The organism is Chloroflexota bacterium, from assembly GCA_020850535.1.
Taxonomy (GTDB): domain Bacteria; phylum Chloroflexota; class UBA6077; order UBA6077; family JACCZL01; genus JADZEM01.
On sequence record JADZEM010000094.1, the window covers coordinates 25,028 to 46,163 of the forward strand.

Annotated in this window: 19 protein-coding genes; 11 read left to right on the top strand and 8 right to left on the bottom strand. The window is 69.9% G+C overall.

What is annotated here, in order from left to right; all coding sequences use genetic code 11:
• Nucleotides 1-164: 164 nt before the first annotated feature.
• Entirely contained in the window at nt 165-1,895 is a 1,731-nt protein-coding gene (locus IT306_13465; GenBank protein ID MCC7369430.1) for a thiamine pyrophosphate-binding protein, read from the bottom strand.
• 114 nt (nt 1,896-2,009) lie between these two features.
• Between IT306_13465 and IT306_13470 the strand changes: the two genes are divergently transcribed.
• Nucleotides 2,010-3,557: an amidohydrolase family protein gene (locus IT306_13470; GenBank protein ID MCC7369431.1), complete on the top strand. Its 1,548-nt coding sequence runs from the start codon at nt 2,010-2,012 to the stop codon at nt 3,555-3,557.
• Nucleotides 3,558-3,646: 89 nt separating this feature from the next.
• Here IT306_13470 and IT306_13475 read toward each other — a convergent pair whose 3' ends face one another.
• The 3 genes from IT306_13475 to IT306_13485 form a co-directional block, all read right to left on the bottom strand.
• Nucleotides 3,647-4,399 (bottom strand): dienelactone hydrolase family protein, encoded by a 753-nt coding sequence (locus tag IT306_13475; GenBank protein ID MCC7369432.1) that lies wholly within the window; start codon nt 4,397-4,399, stop codon nt 3,647-3,649.
• Nucleotides 4,400-4,543: 144 nt separating this feature from the next.
• Nucleotides 4,544-5,644, bottom strand: coding sequence for an alcohol dehydrogenase catalytic domain-containing protein (locus IT306_13480; GenBank protein ID MCC7369433.1), 1,101 nt, complete (start codon nt 5,642-5,644; stop codon nt 4,544-4,546).
• Nucleotides 5,645-5,695: 51 nt separating this feature from the next.
• Complete coding sequence (locus IT306_13485) at nt 5,696-5,908, bottom strand: hypothetical protein (protein ID MCC7369434.1); 213 nt, start codon at nt 5,906-5,908, stop codon at nt 5,696-5,698.
• A gap of 439 nt (nt 5,909-6,347) precedes the next feature.
• Here IT306_13485 and IT306_13490 point away from each other — a divergent pair, with 439 nt between their 5' ends.
• Nucleotides 6,348-7,616 (top strand): Gfo/Idh/MocA family oxidoreductase, encoded by a 1,269-nt coding sequence (locus tag IT306_13490; protein ID MCC7369435.1) that lies wholly within the window; start codon nt 6,348-6,350, stop codon nt 7,614-7,616.
• A gap of 35 nt (nt 7,617-7,651) precedes the next feature.
• Here IT306_13490 and IT306_13495 read toward each other — a convergent pair whose 3' ends face one another.
• Nucleotides 7,652-8,560, bottom strand: a complete 909-nt coding sequence (locus IT306_13495) for a DMT family transporter (protein MCC7369436.1) — start codon at nt 8,558-8,560, stop codon at nt 7,652-7,654.
• 154 nt (nt 8,561-8,714) lie between these two features.
• Here IT306_13495 and IT306_13500 point away from each other — a divergent pair, with 154 nt between their 5' ends.
• The 3 genes from IT306_13500 (at nt 8,715) to IT306_13510 (ending at nt 10,546) form a co-directional block, all read left to right on the top strand.
• Entirely contained in the window at nt 8,715-9,071 is a 357-nt protein-coding gene (locus IT306_13500) for a helix-turn-helix transcriptional regulator (protein ID MCC7369437.1), read from the top strand.
• Complete coding sequence (locus tag IT306_13505; GenBank protein ID MCC7369438.1) at nt 9,068-9,541, top strand: SRPBCC family protein; 474 nt, start codon at nt 9,068-9,070, stop codon at nt 9,539-9,541. The genes IT306_13500 and IT306_13505 overlap by 4 nt, the downstream gene beginning before the upstream one ends.
• Before the next feature lie 111 nt (nt 9,542-9,652).
• Nucleotides 9,653-10,546: a TIGR03619 family F420-dependent LLM class oxidoreductase gene (locus IT306_13510; protein ID MCC7369439.1), complete on the top strand. Its 894-nt coding sequence runs from the start codon at nt 9,653-9,655 to the stop codon at nt 10,544-10,546.
• Nucleotides 10,547-10,751: 205 nt separating this feature from the next.
• Here IT306_13510 and IT306_13515 read toward each other — a convergent pair whose 3' ends face one another.
• Nucleotides 10,752-12,848 carry a PAS domain S-box protein gene (locus tag IT306_13515; GenBank protein ID MCC7369440.1) on the bottom strand — a complete coding sequence of 699 codons (2,097 nt, stop codon included), beginning with the start codon at nt 12,846-12,848 and terminating at the stop codon, nt 10,752-10,754.
• Between the two features lie 491 nt (nt 12,849-13,339).
• Between IT306_13515 and IT306_13520 the strand changes: the two genes are divergently transcribed.
• From IT306_13520 to IT306_13540, 5 genes are all read left to right on the top strand, one after another.
• Nucleotides 13,340-14,275 carry a sugar ABC transporter permease gene (locus IT306_13520; GenBank protein ID MCC7369441.1) on the top strand — a complete coding sequence of 312 codons (936 nt, stop codon included), beginning with the start codon at nt 13,340-13,342 and terminating at the stop codon, nt 14,273-14,275.
• Complete coding sequence (locus IT306_13525; GenBank protein MCC7369442.1) at nt 14,272-15,156, top strand: carbohydrate ABC transporter permease; 885 nt, start codon at nt 14,272-14,274, stop codon at nt 15,154-15,156. The genes IT306_13520 and IT306_13525 overlap by 4 nt, the downstream gene beginning before the upstream one ends.
• Nucleotides 15,157-15,615: 459 nt before the next feature.
• A complete protein-coding gene (locus IT306_13530) occupies nt 15,616-16,398 on the top strand; it encodes a sulfite exporter TauE/SafE family protein (protein MCC7369443.1) in 783 nt (260 codons plus the stop codon).
• A gap of 50 nt (nt 16,399-16,448) precedes the next feature.
• Nucleotides 16,449-17,933, top strand: a complete 1,485-nt coding sequence (argH, locus tag IT306_13535) for an argininosuccinate lyase (GenBank protein ID MCC7369444.1) — start codon at nt 16,449-16,451, stop codon at nt 17,931-17,933.
• 152 nt (nt 17,934-18,085) lie between these two features.
• Nucleotides 18,086-19,204: a M20/M25/M40 family metallo-hydrolase gene (locus IT306_13540; GenBank protein ID MCC7369445.1), complete on the top strand. Its 1,119-nt coding sequence runs from the start codon at nt 18,086-18,088 to the stop codon at nt 19,202-19,204.
• A 61-nt stretch (nt 19,205-19,265) separates the two neighbouring features.
• Here IT306_13540 and IT306_13545 read toward each other — a convergent pair whose 3' ends face one another.
• Nucleotides 19,266-19,766, bottom strand: a complete 501-nt coding sequence (locus IT306_13545; GenBank protein ID MCC7369446.1) for a hypothetical protein — start codon at nt 19,764-19,766, stop codon at nt 19,266-19,268.
• A 201-nt stretch (nt 19,767-19,967) separates the two neighbouring features.
• Between IT306_13545 and IT306_13550 the strand changes: the two genes are divergently transcribed.
• Nucleotides 19,968-20,390, top strand: coding sequence for a TIGR03667 family PPOX class F420-dependent oxidoreductase (locus IT306_13550; protein ID MCC7369447.1), 423 nt, complete (start codon nt 19,968-19,970; stop codon nt 20,388-20,390).
• A gap of 42 nt (nt 20,391-20,432) precedes the next feature.
• Here the strand turns inward: IT306_13550 and IT306_13555 are convergent, their stop codons facing one another.
• Nucleotides 20,433-20,987: a VOC family protein gene (locus tag IT306_13555; protein ID MCC7369448.1), complete on the bottom strand. Its 555-nt coding sequence runs from the start codon at nt 20,985-20,987 to the stop codon at nt 20,433-20,435.
• Nucleotides 20,988-21,136: the final 149 nt, after the last annotated feature.

Below are 21,136 nucleotides of genomic sequence, written 5' to 3' on the forward strand. Positions count from 1 at the left end.
CGCGCGATTGTACGGCAGCATCCTGACGTAAGCCAACCGCATGCGGCGTCAGGCCACCATCATTCGACCAGAATTAATGCACTTCTCATGGTGCCGGCCGCCAGCAAAGCGGACGAGCCCGGGAGTCGCGTGCCAGACTCGTCTGTTCGGGGTCCAACCGTGCGCTACGCGTCCAGGGCCTGCTGCACCAGCCGCGAGACCGGCCACGGCCACGGGAAGTCGTGGCCGGCCCGGAACTCGATGATGACCGGCCCGTCGGCCGCCAGCGCCGCGTCCCAGGCAGCCCCGATGTCGGCCGGGTCCTCGACGCGGATGCCCGTCGCACCAAACGCCTCGGCGTACTTCACGAAGTCCACCCGCCCGATCTCGCTGGCGTACGCTCGACCGTACGCCTTCGTGTGCATGTTGTCGATCATGCCGATGCGCTGATCGTGGTGGACGCCGATCACGACCGGCAGCCGCTGCTCGCAGATCGTCAGGAAGTCGGACGAGGCCATCAGGAACGAGGTGTCGCCGCAGACCCCGACGATCTTCTTGCCCGGCCGCAGCCGCGCCGCCGCCAGCACGCTCGGCAGCGCGTACCCCATCGCCCCCCACGAGCCCGACTGGAAGTGCGACTCCGGCCCCCAGACCGGCGCCTGGAGGGGCGTCCAGAGCTTGACGTTGCTGACGTCGCTGATGACGAACGTGTCCGGCGTCATCCGCTTCGCCAACGCGTCGAGCGCCGCGCCGATGTGCCAGGGGCGGGCGTCCTTGTAGCGGTCCAGCTCGATGTCGAGGCCGCGCTGCTGCAGCTCACGGGCCTTCGCGCAGAGATCGAGCGTCGCCTGGGCCGTCTCGCGCGGGGCGCACGTCGTCGCGAGTCGGTCCAGCGCCGCCACCAGCTGCCCGACCGAGCCGAGGGCCGGCCCCCAGGTCGGGGTCGGATCGTCCGAGGCGTCGAGCAGCAGGCACGGGGCCGTGCCGCCCAGCAGCCCGGCCCCCATCTCGGTCCCGGCCCGCACGCCCACACCGATGACGAGGTCGGCCTCGTCCACCAGTTGCAGCGCCGTCTGGTGGCTGCGGGCCGGCCCCCACCAGACCGCCACCGAGAGCGGATGGACCGTCGGCATCGCGCCGTGGCCGTCCCAGGTGTGGCAGACCGGCGCGCCGAGCCGCTCGGCCAGCCTCACCAGCCCCTCGCTGACCGGCTGGAACATCGCTCCCTTGCCGGCCACGATGACCACCTTCTGCGCGCCGTCGATCTGCTTGACGACGCCGTCCAGGCTCGGCAGGCCGTCCGCGCCGTCGCCCATGTCATAGATCGACGTCGGGCCGCTCACCAGCGCCGCCTGCTCGACTTCGATCTCCTTGACGTTCAAGGCGCTCTCGGCGATCTCGATGTGCGTCGGGCCCGGCCGCCCGCTGACGGCGATCGCGAACGCCTTCGCCAGCGCGGCCGGGATCTCGGAGGCGTCCTCGATCCGCACGGACCACTTGGTCACGCCAGCGAAGGCGCTCTGGAGGAAATCGGCGGTATCGACGCCATGAAACGCCTCGTGGGGCGCTCCCGCTGGCACGCCGCCAGAGATGTGAACGATCGGCGCGCCAGCCGCGTACGCTCCGCCGATGCCCGACAAGGAGTTGGTCGCGCCCGGGCCGGCCGTCACCAGCACGACGCCCGGCCTGCCCGTCAGCCGGCCGTAGGTCTCGGCGGCGATGGACGCGTTGTTCTCGTGCTTGAAGGTCAGCGGCGCGATGCTGGGGGCGTCGGCCAGGGCGTCGAAGACCTGGATGACGTGCGAGCCGTCCAGCCCGAACACGGTATCGACGCCGTGCGCCAGCAGGCTCGCCACGACGGCCCGCCCTGGGTCCATCCGTTCGACGGTCCGTGCGATCTGCTCAGTCGCCTGCATGGCGTTCAACCTCCGGTCGTGGCAGTGCGGGAGATCAGGGGTGCGGGAGGATACCAGAGCCGGCAGTCAACAGTTGCCCGGCCCGCGCCACCCTGGGACAATGCCACCATGACGATGCCATCCGATGCCTCCCTGCTGGTGCGTGGTCGCTGGGTGGTCACCGGCGCCGCCCCTGACGACGCCACCCTGACCGATGCAGCGGTGCTGGTGCAGGACGGCCAGATCGTGACCCTGGGGGCGTGGGCCGACCTGCGCCGCGACCATCCGGATGCCCCCGTCCTCGGCTCGGAGCGGGTGGCCGTGCTGCCGGGCATGGTCAGCGCCCACCACCACGCGGCCGGGGTCTCACACATCCAGCAGGGCATCCCAGACGACGTGCTGGAGCCATGGCTGCTCGAACTGCGGCGCATGCGCCCGACCGATCCATACCTGGACGTGCTCCTGACCTCAGCACGGTTGCTCCGCTCGGGGGTGACCAGCGTGGTCGAGATGCACCAGTGCCGGGGGACGGCCGAGGCCGCCGTCGCCCGCGTGCGGCAGGCCTTGCGCGGGTTCGGCGAGGCCGGCATCCGCGTCGCCTTCGCGCCCGGCGTGGCCGATCAGAACCCGCTGGTCAGCGCCAGCGGCCCAGACGAGACAGCAGCTTTCCTGGCGAGCCTGCCAGCGGAGGCCCGCGCCGCCGCTGAGATGTTCCTGCCCGGCCCCGATGCTCTCCAGCCGGACGGCTTCCTGGCCCTGGTCGAAGAACTGCACGCGGAGTACGCCGATCACCCGCGCATCGACGTCTGGTATGGGCCGCCCGGCCCCAACTGGGTGACGGACGACTTCCTGCTGCGGATCGCGGAGCGGGCGAGCGCCCACCGGACGGGCATCCAGACCCACGTCGCCGAGTCGCTGTACGAGAAGCTGTACGGCCCCCGCACCTACGGCGAGTCGGTGGTCAGCCACCTGGAGCGGATCGGCGTGCTCGGGCCGCGCTGCTCGCTGGCGCACGCCGTCTGGCTCACCGAGGCGGACATCGAGATCCTGGCGCGCACGGGCACGTCGATCAGCCACAACCCCAGCTCAAATCTTCGGCTGCGGGCCGGCATCGCGCCGTCGCGGGCACTGCTGGCGGCCGGCGGGACGGTCGGGCTGGGGCTGGACGGCCACGGCTTCGACGACGATGACGACATCTTCCGCGAGATGCGCGTGGCGACGTGGCTCCAGCGCGGCCCCGTCATCGGCGCGCCGACGCTCGCACCCCGCGAGGCCCTGCACCTCGCCACGACCGGTGGCGCGGCCCTGCTCGGAAAAGCCGGGCAGCTTGGCCGGCTGGCCCCCGGCTACCAGGCCGACATCGTACTCGTGAACCTGGAACGGCTGTCCTGGCCGTGGATCGCCCCGGAGGCCGACCCGCGCGCCTTGCTGGTGCTCCGAGCGCAGGCCCGCGACGTGCGGACGGTCCTGATCGGCGGAGAGGTCGTGCTGCAGGATGGCCGCCCGACGCGCTTCGACGTGGACGCCGTGACCGCCGAGTTCGCGGCGCAACTGGGCACGACGCCGTTCCCGGAGGAGGCCGCCGCGCGGGTGGCCCTCCTGCGCGAGCACGTCTCTGCCTTCTATGCCGCCTGGGATGTTCCGGCCCTGGACCCCTACGAGCGCACCAGTTCGCGCACCTGACGCGCTCGCTCGGGAACGAGCGGTGCAGGAGGGCGGATGCTCAGGCCGGCCCCGGGCCGGCCTGAGTCAGCGTTCCACCGTAGGACGGTTCAGCTCAGGTGCTGCGTGAACCAGGCCACGACCTTGTCCCAGCCGTCCATCGCCTGCTGCTGCCGATAGCTCGGGGCATGCCAGTAGAAGAATCCGTGGCCGGCTCCATCGTAGCGGTGGAACTGGTACGTCTTGCCGTGCTCCTTCAACGCTGCTTCGTGCTGATCCACCTGGGCCGGACTCGGACCCTGGTCGTCGTTCCCGAAGAGGCCGAGCAGCGGCGCTGTGAGTTGCGGCGTCATGTCGATCACGCGGACCGGCCGTTGGGGCGTGGGATCGGCGGTGACGCCGCCACCCCACAGATCTACGACGGCATCGAACGCCGGGACGCGGGAGGCCACCAGCACGGCGTTCCGCCCACCCGAGCACGGGCCGATCACCCCAACCTTGCCGTTGCTGGTCGGTTGGGCCTTGATCCAGTTGAGCGCCGCCTCGGCGTCCGCAACCACGGAGTCGTCGGTGACCTGAGTGCGCCCGACGGCCGCCACCTCGTCCGGCAATCCGTGCCCGAATCGCTCGTACAGATTCGGGGCCACGGTCAGGAATCCGTGGTCGGCAAACCGCCGCGCGAACTCACGCGTCCACTCGTCGAAACCAGGAGCGTGATGGACGATCACCACGCCGGGGAACGGTCCGGGGCCTTTTGGCTGCGCGATGAAGGCGTGAATCGGGTCGCCACCACCCCCGGCGATGGTCATAGTCTCCGCCGTCATACCCGCGGTGGCGTCCGTCCTCTGAACGTTCCAGGCCATTCACCCTCCTCCAGGATGTGCGTTGCGGACATCTTTGTCCGGACCGCTCGTATACGTATGGCGGCGGGATGGCGGATTGGCTGTGCCCGATCGCACTCGAAAGGACAGAGCGGCGTGGCCGCGGAGCCACAAGCGCCCGTCCATTCAGTCGAAGACGATCACCGGCTTGATGCAGTCGCCGCGCTGCCCGAACGTCTGGAGCGCCAGTTCGATGTCTGGCAGCCCGAAGCGGTGCGTCACCAGCTTCTCGAAGGGATAGGCGCCCTTCGCCAGCACGGAGATGCAGCTCTCGTAGCTGTTCGCACCAAGCGCGCTGCCCCGGATGTCGAGCTGCTTCCAGACGAGATCGGCCGGGTCGATCGTCATCTTCGTGCCCGGGCGGTGGCCGCCGACCGTCGTCAGGACGCCGCCACGCCCCAGCAGTTGCACGCCGATCTCGAACGCGCCAGACGCGCCCGTCGCCTCGATGACGCGCGTCGCCAACTGGCCGCGATTGATCGAGCGCAGTTGTTCGGCAGGGTCTCCGTCGCCCAGCAGCAGCGTCTGGTGCGCCCCAAGCTCACGCCCGAGCGCCAGCCGCATCTGGTCGCCGTCGCGGCCGGCCAGCACGATCTTCCGCGCGCCGGCCTCGTGGGCAGCGACCGTCGCGAACAGGCCGATGGGTCCAGGACCGAGAATGACGACGATGTCGTCTGGGCGGATGTCCGCCGTGCGTGTCGCCTTCATGCCGATGGAGAACGGCTCCAGGAGGACGGCGACGGTCGGGTTGACCTCTGGCGGGATGTGGTGCACGATCGCGCCGTGCGGCAGCTCGACGAAGTCGGACCAGCCGCCCGAGAGCAGCGGCATCTCGTCCAGCGGGATGCCGCCCAGGCCGCGCTGCCGCGGGCAGATCGCATAGTCGATCAGCTTCGAGGCCCGCGAGCCGACGCCCCGGCAGTACTGGCAGCTGTGGCAGGGGATGCGCGTCTCCGGCACGACGAGGTCGCCGACGTGCAGCGGCGAGCCGTCGGCAGCGGCCCAGCCGGGCGCGACCTGCTCGACGCGCGCCAGGATCTCATGGCCGAGGATGCAGGGGCCGGCCGTACCCCAGCTGTAGCGGTGGAAGTCGGAGCCGCAGACGCCGCAGAGGACGGTCCGCAGCACCAGCTCGCCGGCGGGGCCGAGCGCCGGCACATCGAACTCGCGGACCGAGAGGCGGGGACTGCCCGTGCCGTCAAGGACGGCGGCACGCGAACGGGTCATCGGTAACTCTCCGGGCAAGGGCTTGCGCGCGAGCGCAGCGGCGCGCGGAGGCTAGAGTAGCACCGTCAGCGCCAGCACGACCGCCGCCGTCACCAGCGAGCCGACGGTCATGAAGACGAGCATCCAGAGGTTCGGCGGGTTCCGCTCCAGCATGTACGGATGCGGTTCGCCAGGCTGCCGCCTGGGGATCAGCTCGGCCGGAGTGAACTCGCCGTCAGCCGAGGTCGGGACACGAGTGGGCGATGCAGGGGGCTGTTCTGTCACGCGATGACTATACCAGGGTCGTGGGTCGTAGGTCGTAGGTGTTAGTGAAAGCGTGCAACTCGCCCTTGTCATCCTGAGCGCAGCGAAGGACCTCACCCGCTGACCGTCAACGTTCGTGTCACCCGCTGACCGTCAACACTCGCGTCACCCGCTGACCGTCAACACTCGCGTCACCCGCTGACCGTCAACACTCGCGTCACCCGCTGACCGTCAACGCTCGCGTCAGCGGGTGAGGTCCTTCGCTGCGCTCAGGATGACAAGGGTGAGTTTCGTATTTGCTACGACGCCGCGGCGCGCATCAGCAGGCATACTTCCACGACCCACGACCCACGACCCACGACCCACGACCCACGACCCACGACCCATGACCCACGACCCACGATCCACCCGGTATGATCCCGCCAGCCGAGACCTTTGACACACCTGGGAGGCTGCTGCGATGGTGCAGGCGGAACAGACCACGGACCGCATCAGCGGGCGGCCGATCCGCGTCGGGCTGGTTGGCTGCGGGACCATTGCGCGGAACCACATCCGCGCGTTGCTGCACTTCGCGCCGGACACCCGCATCACGGCGCTGGCCAGCCGCTCGCAGGAGAGCATCGAGGCCACCGCCACCTACATCGGAGAGCAGGCCGAGCTGGGGCTGGCCGAGTCGGCGGATGACGCCGCGCTCGCGTCTGCATACCGTCAGCACCGCGAGACCGTCCCGGCCACCTACACCGAGTGGACGGACCTGATCGCCGATCCCGACGTCGACGCCGTCATCGTCACCACGCCGCCGTTCCTGCACTGCCCGGTCACGCTGTCGGCGCTGGAGGCTGGCAAGCACGTCCTCTGCGAGAAGCCGCTCGCCGTCAGCCTGCGCGAAGCCGACGAGATGATCGGAGCCGCCGCCACCGCCCGGCGCATCCTCTCGACGGTCTCGCAGGGGCGCTTCGCGCCGGAACAGCAGCGGATGCGGGCGCTCGTCCAGTCAGGGCTGCTCGGGAAGGTCTTCTTTGCCAAGGCCGACGGCCAGTGGTACCGTCCGCCCGGCTACTACGAGCTCTGGTGGCGCGGCACCTGGGAGCGTGAGGGCGGCGGCGCGGCGACCGGCCAGGGCATCCACATCCTGGATCAGTTGCTCTGGATCCTCGGGAAGCGGCCGGTGCAGGTCTTCGGCAAGATCGACACGTTCGTGCATCCCGTCCCGCGCCTGAAGGCCCCGGCCGGAACGGTCCCCATCGAGGACACGGCCCTTGCGGTGGTCACCTTCGAGGACGGCACGTTCATGGAGTTCTGCGCGACCGTCAGTCAGCAGCTAGAGCGCAGCCAGATCGAGATCGCCGGCGAACACGGGGCCGTGCAGGCGTACCCATGGTCCGCCTACTCGGTGAACCCCGAGACGAACGCACGGCTGGCCGACTATCTCGAACACGAAGCCCCCGCCCTCCCCGAGACGTGGCGAGCGAAGAGGCCCGAGACCGACGCGTACCGCAACCCCGGCCCGAACCTGCTGCCGCCGGCCTGGAGCATGGCGCCGCAGGTGGGCGACTTCCTGACGGCCATCCAGACTGGCCAGCCCTCGCTGACGGGCGGCGCGGAGGGGAGGCGAGCGCTGGAGGTGCTGGCCGGCCTCTACAGCTCGGCCATCCTCAAGCGGCCTGTCGATCTGCCAATCAGCCCCGACGACCCGTTCTACGACGGCGTGGCCAACGGCATTCGGTAGCCAGGGCGGGCAGCAGCGCGGCCGGCCACCCGCGCTCAGGGGGCAGCGCGAGCCGGCCGCCAGTACGCCAGGGCGACCGGGAGCATCGTCGAGGCGACGATGATCGTGCCGCCGAGCAGCGCCCGGCTCGTCGGCCACTCGTCCAGCATCAGCACCGCCAGCAGGATGCCCCAGACCGGCTCCAGCCCGGCCAGCAGGCTCGCGAGCTGGGCTGTCATCCGGCGCAGACCGGCGATGAACAGCGTATGCGCGACCGCCGTACACCCGACTCCCAGCACCAGCAGCAACCCCAGCGTGCGCGGCTGGAGCAGCGACTCCACCGGCGCAGCGGCCAGCAGCGGCAGCAGCACCAGCGCCGCCACGCCGTTCTGATAGAGGCTCGCCGTCAGGCTGGAGGCCAGCCGCTGCGTCCACCGATTCAGCACCGCCAGCAGCGCGAAGGTCGCCGCGCCGATCAGCCCCCAGGCGACGCCCCGGGTGGATGCGTCCTGCAATGAGGGGTCCGGGACCAGCACCCAGACCCCCAGGACGATGCCGAGCGCACCGCCAAGCTGGAGCCGGTCCGGATGCGAACGCAGCAGCAGCCACTCCAGCGGCGCGGTAAACAGCGGGAACGTCGCGAACGTCAGCAGGCCGACGGCGACGCCCGCCACGGCGATGGACTGAAAGAACGCGGTCCAGTGGACGGCCAGGAGCAGCCCCTGCCCGCCGAGCAGCAGGAGGACCCAGCCGGGCAATCGCAGATCGGCCCCGCGCCAGAGACCGAACAGCAGCAGGGCCAGCGCACCCGAGAGCGCTCGCCCCAACGTCACCAGCGGCGACGGCAGCCCCGTCAACTGCCCCAGGACGCCGGCCAGCCCGAACAGGGCGACCGCCAGGTTGACCATCAGCAGGCTGCGGGCGGTCAGGACAGGTGGCGGCGCGGAGGCGGCAGATGATGGCAACGGCGGCGCTCCCGGTGCGTGGAGAATCGAGACCGGTGGGGTGGGATTGTCGCGCCTGGGCAGGCACGGCGCCACCGGATGGCATCACCAGACTGTGATGCCCGGCGGCCCGAGACGGCTTGACGGGGAGGCGGCCAGCATGATACTTAAGTTTATGCTTAACTATCAGGGGTCGCTCGACGGCGTCTTCCAGGCTCTGGCGGATCCCACCCGCCGCGCGATGGTCGAGCGGCTCAGCCGGGGGCCGGCCTCCGTCAGCCAACTGGCCGCGCCCCTGCCGGTCTCGTTGCCGGCCGTCATGCAGCACCTCCAGATCCTCGAAGCCAGCGGCCTTGTCACCTCGGCGAAGGTCGGGCGGGTCCGCACCTGCCGGCTGGAGACGGCGGCGCTCTCGATGGTCGAGCAATGGATCGACGAGCGACGGCGCAGCTGGGAGCAGCGCTTCGACCGGCTGGGCCAGTTGCTCGCGCGGCTGCCGCCAGAAGAATCAGACTCCGGGAGTACACCATGACCGCGCGCACCGTCACGCATGCCACGTTCGTCATCGAGCGGACCTACCCGGCCTCGCCGGCCCGGGTCTTCTCGGCGTTCGCGGACCCAACCCTCAAGTTCCAATGGTTCGGGGGGCCGGCGGAATGGGACCGGGATGAGCCGGAGCTGGACTTCCGGGTGGGCGGACGCGAGACCAGCCGGGGCGGCCCGAAGGGCGGCCCGGTCCACGCCTTCGACGCCCGCTACTACGACATCGTCCCCAACGAGCGGATCGTCTTCGCCTACGACCTGCACCTGGACGAGACCAGGATCTCGGTCTCGCTGGCCACCGTCGATCTGAAGCCCGTCGGCAAGGGCACGAAGCTGACGTTCACGGAGCAGGGCGCGTTCCTGGATGGCTGGGACCACCCGGAGGAGCGCGAGCACGGCACTGGCCTGCTGCTGAACGCCCTCGGCGCGTTCCTGGAGCGCCAGCCTGTCTCCGCCTGACGCCGCCGCCCCGAGCCTTCGCGCCCGGATCGCCCCATGAGCGGCCGGATCACGCCATGAGCGGCCGGATCACCCCATGAGCGCCCGGATCGCCCCCGAAGGAGCCGCCCCATGCCATTCCCGCGCGTCGGCGTCGGCCTGCCCATCGTCGGGCCGCACGCCAGCCCTGAGGCCATCGTCAAGGTTGCGACGGCCGCCGAGCGTCTCGGCTTCCACAGCGTCTCGAACGCCGAGCGCCTGCTGCTCCCGACCCCGGACGGCTGGAGCAACCCCTACGGCCTCCCGGAGTATGCGTCCTACGATTCCCTCGAAGTGCTGACCTGGGTCGCCGCCCACACGACGCGCATCCGGCTCGGCACCAGCATCCTGATCTCGCTGTTCCAGCCGCCCGTGGTGCTGGCACGGCGGCTCGCCACCCTCGACCACCTGTCCAGCAGCCGGGTTGATGTCGGCATCGCGGCGGGCTGGATGCCGGAGGAGTACGCGGCGACGGGCGTGCCAGTCGCCGAGCGTGGCCGTCGTTTCGAGGATCACCTGGCGGCACTGCGGGCGTGCTGGGGTCCAAACCCAGTCCTGCACGAGGGGCCGTTCTACCCGATCCCCAGGTCGAGAATCGGGCCGAAGCCCCGGAACGGCCCGCTACCGGTCTTCATCGGCGGCGTCACGAAGCCGGCCATCGCGCGGGCCGCCCGCCTCGGCGACGGCGTGGTGGTCGCCCACCGCGATTGGGACAGCACCCTGGAGCACATCGGCTGGTACCACGAGGCCGGCGGCGCCGGTCCGATCGTCCTGCGGGCCGGCCCGATGCTCGCCGACGCCCAGCACGAGACGCCGCCCACAGCCTGGACCGAGCCGTCTGTCGTGGACGACTTGCAGCGCGCCGCCGAGGCTGGCGTCGCGGAGGTCATCTGGGATCTCAATATCGTCGGCCGGCATCCCGACGCGCAGATCGCCGCGTTCGAAGCGCTGGCCGCCCGCCTTTCGTCACCCGTTGCACCCGCCTGACACCTGAATCGTTCGGACGATCAGAGGCCCCCCGTCAGATGCCCCCCGTGGAGAGGAGAGGAAGCATGCGCGTGGGGTTTCGGCGAGCCGGCCGCGCAGCCCCGGCAGCCAGTCGCGGCCTGGGTCAGCCGGCCCTCGTGGACGCCGCCCCGCGCCTGCCGCGCGGCAGGCGCGGGGCGGTTCGCGGCTCGGCCGCGCGCCGCTGTCAGCCGGGTTGCTGCTGTCCGGGCTGCCAGGGCAGCAGCAGGTTGACCGTGGTGCCCTCTCCGGGCAGGCCGGTCGAGTCCAGCCAGATCGTGCCCTCGTGCGCCTCGACGACGCCCCGCACGAGGTACAGCCCCAGTCCGTTGCCACGGATCTTGCGCCGCACGGCATCTCCCGAGAGGCGGTAGAACCGCGCGAACACCCGCTCTTGCTCCTCCGGCGGGATGCCGAGTCCACGGTCGCGGATACTGACGATCACGCCTTCCACCTGCGCTCGCACCTTGATCGTCACCTGACCGCCGTCAGGCGAGTACTTGATGGCGTTCGTCAGGATGTGGAGGATCGCCTGCCGCACGCGGTGCTGATCCCAGCGCGGCGTCGGGACCGCCGGCGGCACGTCCAGGCGGAACCGATGGACGGTCGTCATCGCGCGGGCCTCGTCCACCGCCTGCTCGATGACGGCCCGCACATCGACATCCGCGAGGTCGAGGCTGAGGTTCGTGGCGTCGAAGCGGGCGGCGTCAACCAGATCGTTGACGTGCATGGAGACCTGCCGCGCGTTGCGGAGGATCACCTCAAGGCTGTGCAGGAGCGTTCCATCGCCGCCGGTGCGCCGGCCCCGTCGGAGCGCCGAGACGGCGTTGGTCGAGATCGCCTGCAACGGTGAGCGCAGCGCGTCGCTGAGGTCGCCGGCCAGGTCATCCTTGACCCGCTCCGCCGCCCGGATGTGCGTCACGTCCAGCCAGACGATCACCTGCCCGAGTAGCTGGCCCTCGTCGTCGCGCACCGGCGAGGCGATCCATTCGACGTCGATGGGCGACGGCGCGTGGAGCCGCAGCTCCCCACGCGCCTCGAACGACGGATCGTCGGTCTGCGCGAGGAGATCGTCGAGCTGGCGCGTATCTTCCAGGTGCTCCTCGCTCCCCGCCATCAGCTCGGGCAGCGACAGGCCAAGCCCGTCGTCGGTCAGCCCGATCATGCCGCGCGCCGTCGCGTTGATCAGCGCCGCACGTCCGTCGCCACCGAACACCATCAGCCCGGCCCCCATCGAGTCGAGCACCTGCTCGAGCCGCTGAAGGGCGCGATCGAGCCGCAGAAGGTTCTGCTCGATCGACTGCTGGAAGTGCGTTTGCTCCAACGTCATGGCCGTGCGGCGCGCAAGCTCACCCAGCAACAGGGCGTCCTGCTCGTCGGCGCGGTGGCGGCCATCGGTCCAACCGATACAGATCGCGCCAATCGGACCGTCCGCTCCGCGCAACGGGGCCACCACCAGCGAGCGCAGCTCCAGGCGGCTGGCGAGCTGGGCCTCGACGCCCTGGCCAGCGTACCGCAGGACCGCCTCCCTGGTCAGGTCGGGCAGCAGCAGCGGCGAGCCAGCGCGCATCGCCGCGCCCACGAACCCATCGCTGACACGGACCTTTGCCCGGGCGAGGAGGTCGCCCAGGCCAGGGATGCGCCGACCGTCACGGTGACGCATCGCGCCAAGCCGCAGCGACTCCGTCGGCGTGTCCAGCGGCCCATCGACGTGGAAGATGGCGCACCAGTCCGCCAGATCCTGCACCACCCGGTCGGCCAGCCCGCCGAGCGCGCCCGGCACGTCCGTGGCCGAGACCAGCCCGTCTGCGACCGACGCGATCAGCAGCAGATCGCGCTCGCGCCGCCACTGGGCGCTCACGTCCCGTGCGACGATGGACGCGCCAAGGACCGTTCCATCGTCGGCGCGGACCACGCCCGTGACGGTCTCGATGGAGCACGGGCCGCCAAACTGGGAGCGGAGCAGGCAGGTGGCCCGCTCGACGTGCCCCTGGCGGATCGTGCGCCAGAAGCCGAGATCGTCCACGCTGAACGCCGCGCCGTTCGGCCGCGTCAGGCGAGCCAACACGTCGGTCAGCGGCCCACGCAGGTCGCCCTTCTCGCGGCATCCCAGCAGACGCACCGCCGCGGCGTTTGCTTCAACGATTTCGCCCGCGTCGCTGACGACCAGCAGGCCGTCGCCGAGGGACTCAACCACCGCCTCGAGCGCCGCGGCCTTCTGCTGAATCAACTCGAACGGAGACGGCTGCTCCGCGACTCCGCTCTGCGCGCGATCTCCAGGCATGGGCGATGCATCGACTCCGTTGGAGAGGTTCAGCGGGCGCCATTATACGCCTGTCAATCAAGGAGTTTGGACCAGCTTTACACAATCGCGAGCCGAACCGGCCTACTCCGCACACACACCGGAAGTTGGGCACAGTTCCGGGCGCCTGACTCGTCAGCGCGTGTGAGCTGACTGGCTGAAACGGTGCAGTCACGGGCGCATGCCACGATGGTCAGGACAGGCTGAGCCGAGGGCTATACTGAATCCTGAATCGAGCCATCGTCATTCTTGACACCGTCCCGGCTCGTTCGTATGCTCTGCGCCAGATTCGCCGGACGACGCCCCCCTGGCCATGGCGGCCTGCCGCACCGGGGCACGCTCTTGGAGGCAATGATGCCGACAGCTCACGTTCGGGGCGCACTCTGTGCCCACTCCGATTGCCGGCAGGATTGTCGGCCTGCACGGGTCGTCCGGGAGCCGCATGCGCTGCGGGGATGGGTGGAGGTACGGCGATGAGCACCCAGGTCACGAGACGCGTGGCGGTCCAGCGGCAAGTGCCGAGCCGTTTCGGCGATCTCCTCGAGCGTGAGGGCAGCCTCGGGCTGATCCTGATGGCGCCGGCCATCATCATCCTCGCCGTCTTCATCGCCTATCCGTTCTTCCTGGGGATCTGGTACAGCCTCTCCGACGCGAAGATCGGCGTCCCAGGGAAGTTCGTGGGCCTGGACAACTTCATCGTCAACGCCCAGAATGGCATCTTCCAGCAGACGCTGAAGAACACGTTCGTCTACACCGCCATCACCACCGTCTGGAAACTGGTGCTGGGCATGGCCCTGGCCCTGCTGATGAACCAGCATTTCCGCTTCAAGAACCTGGTCCGGGCCGGCCTGCTGCTGCCCTGGATCATCCCCACGGCCCTCTCGACACTGGCCTGGCTCTGGATCTTCGACTCGACCTACGGGATCATCTCCTGGATGCTCCGCAACATGGGGCTGATCCAGCGCAACATTCCCTTCCTGGGTGACCCGACCCTCGCGATGGGGTCGGTGATCGCCGTCAACATCTGGCGCGGGACGCCGTTCTTCGCGATCTCGCTGCTGGCCGGCCTGCAGACGATCTCGCAGGATCTCTACGAGGCGGCGGCCATCGACGGCGCGGGCGCCTGGGCCCGCTTCAAACACGTCACCCTGCCGCTGATCATGCCGGTGCTGACCATCGTCACGCTGTTCTCGATCATCTGGACGTTCGCGGACTTCCAGCTGGTCTACGTCCTGACGCGCGGCGGCCCGACCAACAGCACCCACCTGCTGGCCACGCTGGCGTACCAGATCGGGATGTCGGCGGGCGAGCTGAGTATGGGCGCGGCGATCTCGTTGTGGATGTTCCCGTTCATGGCGGCGCTGGTCGTCGTGACGCTGTGGTACCAGCGGCGGGAGCAGGGGCTATGAACGCGGTCGCGCATCAGGTCAGCTCGCACGGCGTTGGGGTGGACCGGTCCAGCCCGGTCAAGCGGATCTTCACCTTCTGGGTTCCGCTGATGGCCTTCATCGTTCTGACGTTGTTCCCCTTCTACTGGATGTTCATCGCGTCCCTGAAGCCGAACAACGAGCTGTACAACCTGCGGATCTTCCCGTTCTGGGTCTTCAACCCGACCCTCGACCACTACAAGTACCTGTTCACGAACACCATGTACTTCCGCTGGCTGATGAACACCTTGTTCATCGCGGCGGTGTCCACGGCGATCTCACTGGTCTTCGGGATTCTGGCCGGCTACGCCCTGGCGCGGCTGCGCTTCAAGGCGGCCGGGTTCCTGGGCGTGGCGATCTTCGTCAGCTACCTGGTGCCCCAGACGCTGCTCTTCATCCCGATGTTCGACGTGATCAAATCGCTGAACATCGGCGATACCTACTGGGCGCTGATCCTGACCTACCCGACCTTCCTGATCCCGTTCTGCACGGCGCTCCTGATGGGATACTTCAAGAGCATCCCGCGCGAGTTGGAGGAGAGCGCGCTGATCGACGGCTCGGGGCGCATCCGCGCGCTGATCGAGATCGTGCTGCCGCTGGCGATGCCGGGCATCCTCTCGGCCGGCATCTTCGCTTTCACGCTCTCGTGGAACGAGTTCATCTACGCGCTGGTCTTCATCACGACCACCCCGATGAAGACGCTGCCGGTCGGCGTGGTCAGCGAGCTGATCCGCGGGGACGTGTTCTTCTGGGGGTCGCTGATGGCCGGGGCGCTGCTCGGGTCGGTGCCGGTCGCGCTGATCTACTCGTTCTTCGTCGAGTACTACGTGGCCGGGCTGACGGCCGGGGCGGTGAAGGGCTGAGTCAGCGGTCAGTGGTCAGTGACTCATGAGCGATGCGTGCCCCCACGCTGTCATCCTGAGTGAAGTGAGCTTGCGAACGCAACGAAGGACCTCACCCGCTGACGCGAATGTTGACGGTCAGCGGGTGTTCACTCAGAGGGCAGTCGGCGGGTGACGCGAGGGGTGACGGTCAGCGGGTGTTCACTCAGAGAGCAGTCGGCGGGTGACGCGAGCGTTGACGGTCAGCGGGTGAGGTCCTTCGCTGCGCTCAGGATGACAATTGCGAGTCGCACGTTTTCACCACATCATCCTCACGACCCACGACCATCTCTTCAGAACGGCGGGGGCCCTGGGCTGCTGTGCGCGCCACCATGCCGGCCTCCTATCGGGGGCATAGGCGAACTCGGATGGGCCGGCTCCGCTGATCTCGCGTAGCATGTGGAGGCCGCGTCACGCAGGGGCGCGGCCCCTATTTGTGACGTGATCTCCCTCTACGATCTGTTCTTTCTGGTGCTTGGCCTGATCGGCGGGACGCTGAGCGGGCTGCTTGGGATTGGCGGCGGCCTCGTCATCGTGCCGCTGTTGTTGTACGCCCCGCAGTGGCTGGGCTTCGGCGAGATCGGCATCCGGACGGCCAGCGCCATCGCCGTGGTCCAGGTGACGGCAGCCACCCTTTCGGGCGCGCTGGCGCATCGCCGGCGTGGCGCCGTGAACATGCGCCTGGCCATCACGATGAGCAGCGCGAGCGCGGGCGGCGCGCTGCTGGGCGGCGTCGTCTCGGCGTACGTGCCACCCGACCTGCTGCTCCTGGCGACCGCTTGCCTCGCGACGGCGGCGGCCTTGCTGATGTTCCTGCCGGCCCGCACCGAAGACCTCGACCCGAACGCACCGCTCACCTACAACGTGGTGGTGGTGCTGACGGCCGGGCTGCTCATCGGGCTGGTCATCGGGATGAACGGCGCGGGCGCGTTTCTGATGATGCCCACGCTGATCTACCTCGTCGGCCTGCCGACGCGGACGGCGCTGGGGACGGTCCTGGCCGTCGGCTTCCCGACCTCGCTGGCGGCCGCCGTGGGGAAGGTCGCCACGGGGCAGGTGCCGTTCTGGCTGGCGACGCTGGTGGTGGTCGGCGCGATCCTCGGGGCGCAGGGCGGCAGCTGGCTGAGCGCCCGCACATCCGCGCGTGTCCTGCGCTGGCTCTACGGAGCGCTCGTCTCGGTCATCGCGGCCGGCCTCTGGTACGACATCGTCACGGTCCGTTGACCACTCGCTCCACAGCACCCGCCCGCCGCAATCTGGCACGATCTCCCGCCATGAGTAGCTCGCGTCGCTTTCCAGACCCTGTCTACGCCGACACGATCCTCGCGCCGCAGTTTGCCGCGTCGCAGCTGTGGCTCTTCGTCCCGATGCTGGACGCCAGCGAAGCCCACCTGTTGATGCTCAACGCCACCGGCCTGATGCCGGCCGCGCAGACGGCGAAGGTCTGGGCGGCCCTCCAGGCGCTCAAGCAGGCCGGAGCCGCCGCCTTCGCCTACGATCCGCGGGTCGAAGACCTCTTCTTCCAGATGGAGGCGCGGATCGTCGAGCACGCGGGCGAGGAGGCCGGCGGCAACCTCCACCTCGCCCGCAGCCGCAACGACCTCGACGCCGCGATGGCCCGCCTGGCGCTGCGCGGGATGCTGCTCGAAGTCCACCGTCTGCTCGAAGCCCTGCGGGCCACCCTGCTGCGCCGCATCGACGAGCACGCCGAGACGCTGATGCCCGGTCACACCCACACCCAGCCGGCCCAGCCGACCACCCTCGGGCACTTTCTGGCGGCCACCGCCGAAGCCCTTGAGCGCGACACCGTCCGGGTCCAGGCCGCCTGGGCGCGGACGAATCGCGGACCGCTGGGCGCTGCCGCCCTGACCACGACCGGCTTCCCCATCGACCGTACGCTGACGGCGCAGCTGCTGGGATTTGACGACGTCGTCATCAACAGCTACGACGCCATCGGCGGGGTGGACTACGCGCTGGAGGGGCTGGCGGCCATCACCACCTGTGCGCTGGGCCTCGCGCGGCTGATCCACGAGCTGTTGCTCTGGGCCACCCGCGAGTACGGCACCCTCCGCATCGACGACAGCTTCATCCAGATCAGCAGCATCATGCCGCAGAAGCGGAATCCCGTGGTGCTGGAGCATCTGCGGGCGCGCGTGGCCTGGGTGCTGGGAAGCGCAGGGACGGCGCAGTCACTGGTGCAGGCGGCGGCCTTCGGGGACACCGTGGACGTGGAAGACGAGCTGTACGAGCCGCTGTTCCGGACCTTCGAGCACGGCATCGCGTTCCTGCGGCTGGCCGACTCGGCCCTGGCGACCTGCCAGTTCGACAAGGAGAGGCTTGCCGCCAGGGCCACCGAGGGCTTCACGACAGCCACCGAGATCGCGGATACGCTGGTGCGGCATGTCGGGTTGTCGTTTCGGCAGGCGCACAAGGTGGCGTCCACCGTGGTGCGGAAGGCCGGCGGCGAGCCGGGCGGCGTGACGACGGCGCTCGTGTCCGAGGCGGCCACAGAGGCGCTCGGAGCCGATCTCGGCTCGACCGTCAACCTGTCGGCTGAGCAGCTTGCGGCGGCGCTCGATCCGTGGGCGTTCGTGCGGGCGCGAACCATCCCCGGCGGCCCGGCCCCGGAGACGGTTCGCGCCCACGCCGCCCAGATGCAGGCCACACTGGCGCGTGACGTCGCGTGGCGGAAAGCTCGCGAAGGGCAGGTTGCCGCCGCCGTCGCCGAACGGGGACGACGGGCCGCCGCGCTCGGGTAAGCGGAGACGGGCAATCACCCCCGGCCCGGCCAGGCCGCCGGGCCGGGGCACGGGGTCGGGGGTGAGGGCCGCCCGCGAGCGCTGGCATCCGACCGACCGGCCCGCGTACCCTCTCGCCGAATCCATGCCTCGGCATGACCTGGGAGGACGGGATGGCTGCCGCCAACGAGGAGCGCGTCACCCGAGCGTTTCTGGATCTGGTGCGGATCGACTCGCCGTCGTTCAAGGAGCAGGCGATCTGCCGCCGGCTCGCGGCCGACCTGGAAGCGCTCGGGCTGCCCGTCGAGAACGACGGGTCCGGCCATGACGGCGTCGGAAACCTGATCGCGCGGCTGGACGGCGGGGCCGGGCTGCCCATCGCCCTGTCGGCGCACTTCGACACCGTCCAGCCCGGCGAAGGCATCGAGCCGGTCATCGAGAACGGCATCGTGCGGAGCGCCGGCGACACCATCCTCGGCTCGGACGACAAGGCCGGCATCGCGGCGATCCTCGAAGCGCTGCTGGTGCTGCGCGAGGCCGGGCTGCCCCATCCGCCCCTCGAGATCATCCTGACCTGGGGTGAGGAGCGCGCGCACCTCGGCGCGGCAGCCGTGGACGTCAGCAAGCTGCGCTCGAAGGTCTGCTTCGTGCCCGACGCCGAGGGCGAGATCGGCACGATCGTCGCCGCCGCCCCCAGCTACGAGAGCATCCACGCCGAGTTCCGGGGCGTGGCCGCGCACGCCGGCATGAAGCCAGAGGAAGGGCGCAGCGCGATCCTGGCGGCGGCGCGGGCCATCGCCCGGACGCCCCTCGGACGGCTCGACGCCGAGACCACCTGCAACGTCGGGCTGATCGGCGGGGGCAGCGTCCGCAACGCCGTGCCAGCCCTGGCGACGGTGGACGCGGAGGCCCGTTCGCTGGACGATGGCAAGCTCGACCGGGTCCTCAGCGACCTCCGCGAGCACTGGGAGTCGGCGGCCGCCGAGGTCGGCTGCTCGGTGGACATCACGACCAAGCGCGAGTACCGCGCCTACCGTCTGACCGAGGACGATTTCCGAATGACGCTGGCCCGCCAGGGCGCGCAACTGGCCGGCGTGCCGTTCCAGGCCATCGCCACGGGCGGCGGCAGCGACGCCAACACCTTCTCAGAGCTGGGGCTGCCATCGGCGTGCCTCAGCGCGGCCATGCGAAAGCCGCACACGCGCGACGAGCACGTCGCCACCGCCGACCTGAAACGGCTGGCCGACTACCTGCTGGGGATCATCGCAGCGGCCGGCCGGGTGCCAGGGTAGGCATCCGGGAGGCCGAGCCCGGGCAGCAGCGCCCGGGCGGCTGCGCCGGGCTGCACCGGCCTCAGAAGTCCTGTGCGCCGCGCTTCTCCTCGTCGGACAGGAAGCCTGGGAAGACGTAGACCAGCACGCCCGTCTCGGTGACACGCAGCTCGGCGATGCCCTGCAGCACCATCGTGTCGAGCGTCTCCTTCGAGTCCGTCACCGTCATGTCGCAGGCCGAGGCGACCTCCGGCAGCGTCACCCGCCCCCGCTGCGCCCGCGCGAGGTCGAGCACCCGCTGCTCGCGCTCCTCGGCTGTGCGGGGCGGCTCGGGTGGCCCGCCGTAGCCGTAGCCCCCACCTGTCCCACCGGCCCCTGGACGGGCCGCGCCGCTGGCGGCAGGCCGGGAACGGTAGAGCTTCCACGCCCCGAACCCGCTGACGGCAGCCATGCCCCCGAAGAAGACGAGCAGTCCGGCGTAGACGGCCGGCGAGGTCTTGCCGTCGCCGCCGGTCGCCAGTTCGACCACGCTGGCCGCGACGAAGAACAGACAGCCCACGGCCACCGCCGCCAGGACCATCACCAGGCATCCGCGCCCCATACTGCTTGCCCCCGTGCTGCGCCCGGCAGCCCCGCGAGGATAGTACGTGCAGACGCCGATGCAAGCCAACGTGGCAGCGTGGGATGGTCGTATGGGCATACCGGGCACACATTCTTGGTTGTGGTAGAGGAGTGGACCCGGCGCGGCTCCAGGCAGCCCACGTCCACCGGAGGACCAGCAACCATGCAGATCGACACGACGACCGAGTTCGGGCAGCGGGTGGCGCGCCGACTCAACGACGAGGTGATCGGCTGGCTGACGACCGTCGACGCCAGCGGGACGCCCCAGCCACGACCGGTCTGGTTTCTGTGGGACGGCGAGGCGCTGTTGATCTACAGCCAGGACAACCAGGCGAAGCTGCGACATCTCGCTGCCAACCCGAAGGCGAGCATCAACCTGCACGGCGACGAGCACGGCGGCGACATCGTCGTGCTGCTCGGCGAGGCGGCGGTCGATCCCGCGGCACCGCCGTCGAATGCCGTGCCCGCCTATCAGGCCAAGTACGGACGCCAGATCGTCGAGGGGCTGAAGATGACGCCGGAGAGCTTCGCCGCCGACTACCCGGTGGCGATTCGGTTCCGGCCGACGCGGCTGCGGGGCTTCTGACGCGCCGAGCCGTGCGCCATCAAGCGCGGGGGCAGCTCGCCGTCAGGACGACGACGGCGGGCGCACCTCGCTCATCAGCCCGAGCAGGTTGCCCTCGCTGTCGTTGATGAACGCCATCCACAGGTCGTGATCCGGCATCCGCGCGATCAGGTGCGGCTCAGCGACGGCCGGAGCGCCCCGTCCGGTGACGGCGGCCCAGGCGGCGTGGAGATCCGCGACCTCGTAGTAGACGATCGAGCCCGGGTGATCGTGCTCGGCTGACTCCGGCCTGCTGAGCATCAGGCGGACGCCACCCGCCGGCCCCGACGCTCCGGGCTGGCCAGAGTGGCCGACCTGAAAGAACGCCAGCCCTGGCGGGGCCTGAAACAGCAGCGGCAACCCCAGAACGTCGCGGTAGAACGCCACGGCACGGTCGAGATCGAGGATGCGCACGCCGATCTGGCCGACACGCTGAATGCCCGGGCCGGGAGCGGCCGGCCCAGCGGTGAGCGGCTCGGAAGCTGAGTCAGAAGCCACGCCGAGACCTCCAGCCGATTCGAGCTGAGCCGCCGAAGCAGGCGAGCGCCGCGGAGCGCCGTCATGGCCGAGCGCCGCCATGGCCGAGCGCCGCCATGGCCGAGCGCCGCCATGATAGCCCCTGCAGCCACAGCCGCGCCGCCAGCCGGCACCGAACGTGCGAAATCGTCGCCCAGAGCAGACCACCGGGCCACACCATGTGGTATATTGAACTCAGTCAGAGTTGAATT

Bases quoted from the DNA above. Each gene is read 5' to 3' on its own strand.
- IT306_13500 (MCC7369437.1), top strand. From the start codon at position 8,715: ATGCTTAACTATCAGGGGTCGCTCGACGGCGTCTTCCAGGCTCTGGCG.
- IT306_13510 (MCC7369439.1), top strand. From the start codon at position 9,653: ATGCCATTCCCGCGCGTCGGCGTCGGCCTGCCCATCGTCGGGCCGCAC.
- IT306_13465 (MCC7369430.1), bottom strand. From the start codon at position 1,895: ATGCAGGCGACTGAGCAGATCGCACGGACCGTCGAACGGATGGACCCA.
- IT306_13475 (MCC7369432.1), bottom strand. From the start codon at position 4,399: ATGGCCTGGAACGTTCAGAGGACGGACGCCACCGCGGGTATGACGGCG.
- IT306_13550 (MCC7369447.1), top strand. From the start codon at position 19,968: ATGCAGATCGACACGACGACCGAGTTCGGGCAGCGGGTGGCGCGCCGA.
- IT306_13480 (MCC7369433.1), bottom strand. From the start codon at position 5,644: ATGACCCGTTCGCGTGCCGCCGTCCTTGACGGCACGGGCAGTCCCCGC.
- IT306_13540 (MCC7369445.1), top strand. From the start codon at position 18,086: ATGGCTGCCGCCAACGAGGAGCGCGTCACCCGAGCGTTTCTGGATCTG.
- IT306_13490 (MCC7369435.1), top strand. From the start codon at position 6,348: ATGGTGCAGGCGGAACAGACCACGGACCGCATCAGCGGGCGGCCGATC.
- IT306_13520 (MCC7369441.1), top strand. From the start codon at position 13,340: ATGAGCACCCAGGTCACGAGACGCGTGGCGGTCCAGCGGCAAGTGCCG.
- IT306_13515 (MCC7369440.1), bottom strand. From the start codon at position 12,848: ATGCCTGGAGATCGCGCGCAGAGCGGAGTCGCGGAGCAGCCGTCTCCG.
- IT306_13470 (MCC7369431.1), top strand. From the start codon at position 2,010: ATGCCATCCGATGCCTCCCTGCTGGTGCGTGGTCGCTGGGTGGTCACC.
- IT306_13505 (MCC7369438.1), top strand. From the start codon at position 9,068: ATGACCGCGCGCACCGTCACGCATGCCACGTTCGTCATCGAGCGGACC.
- argH (MCC7369444.1), top strand. From the start codon at position 16,449: ATGAGTAGCTCGCGTCGCTTTCCAGACCCTGTCTACGCCGACACGATC.
- IT306_13525 (MCC7369442.1), top strand. From the start codon at position 14,272: ATGAACGCGGTCGCGCATCAGGTCAGCTCGCACGGCGTTGGGGTGGAC.
- IT306_13555 (MCC7369448.1), bottom strand. From the start codon at position 20,987: ATGGCGGCGCTCGGCCATGACGGCGCTCCGCGGCGCTCGCCTGCTTCG.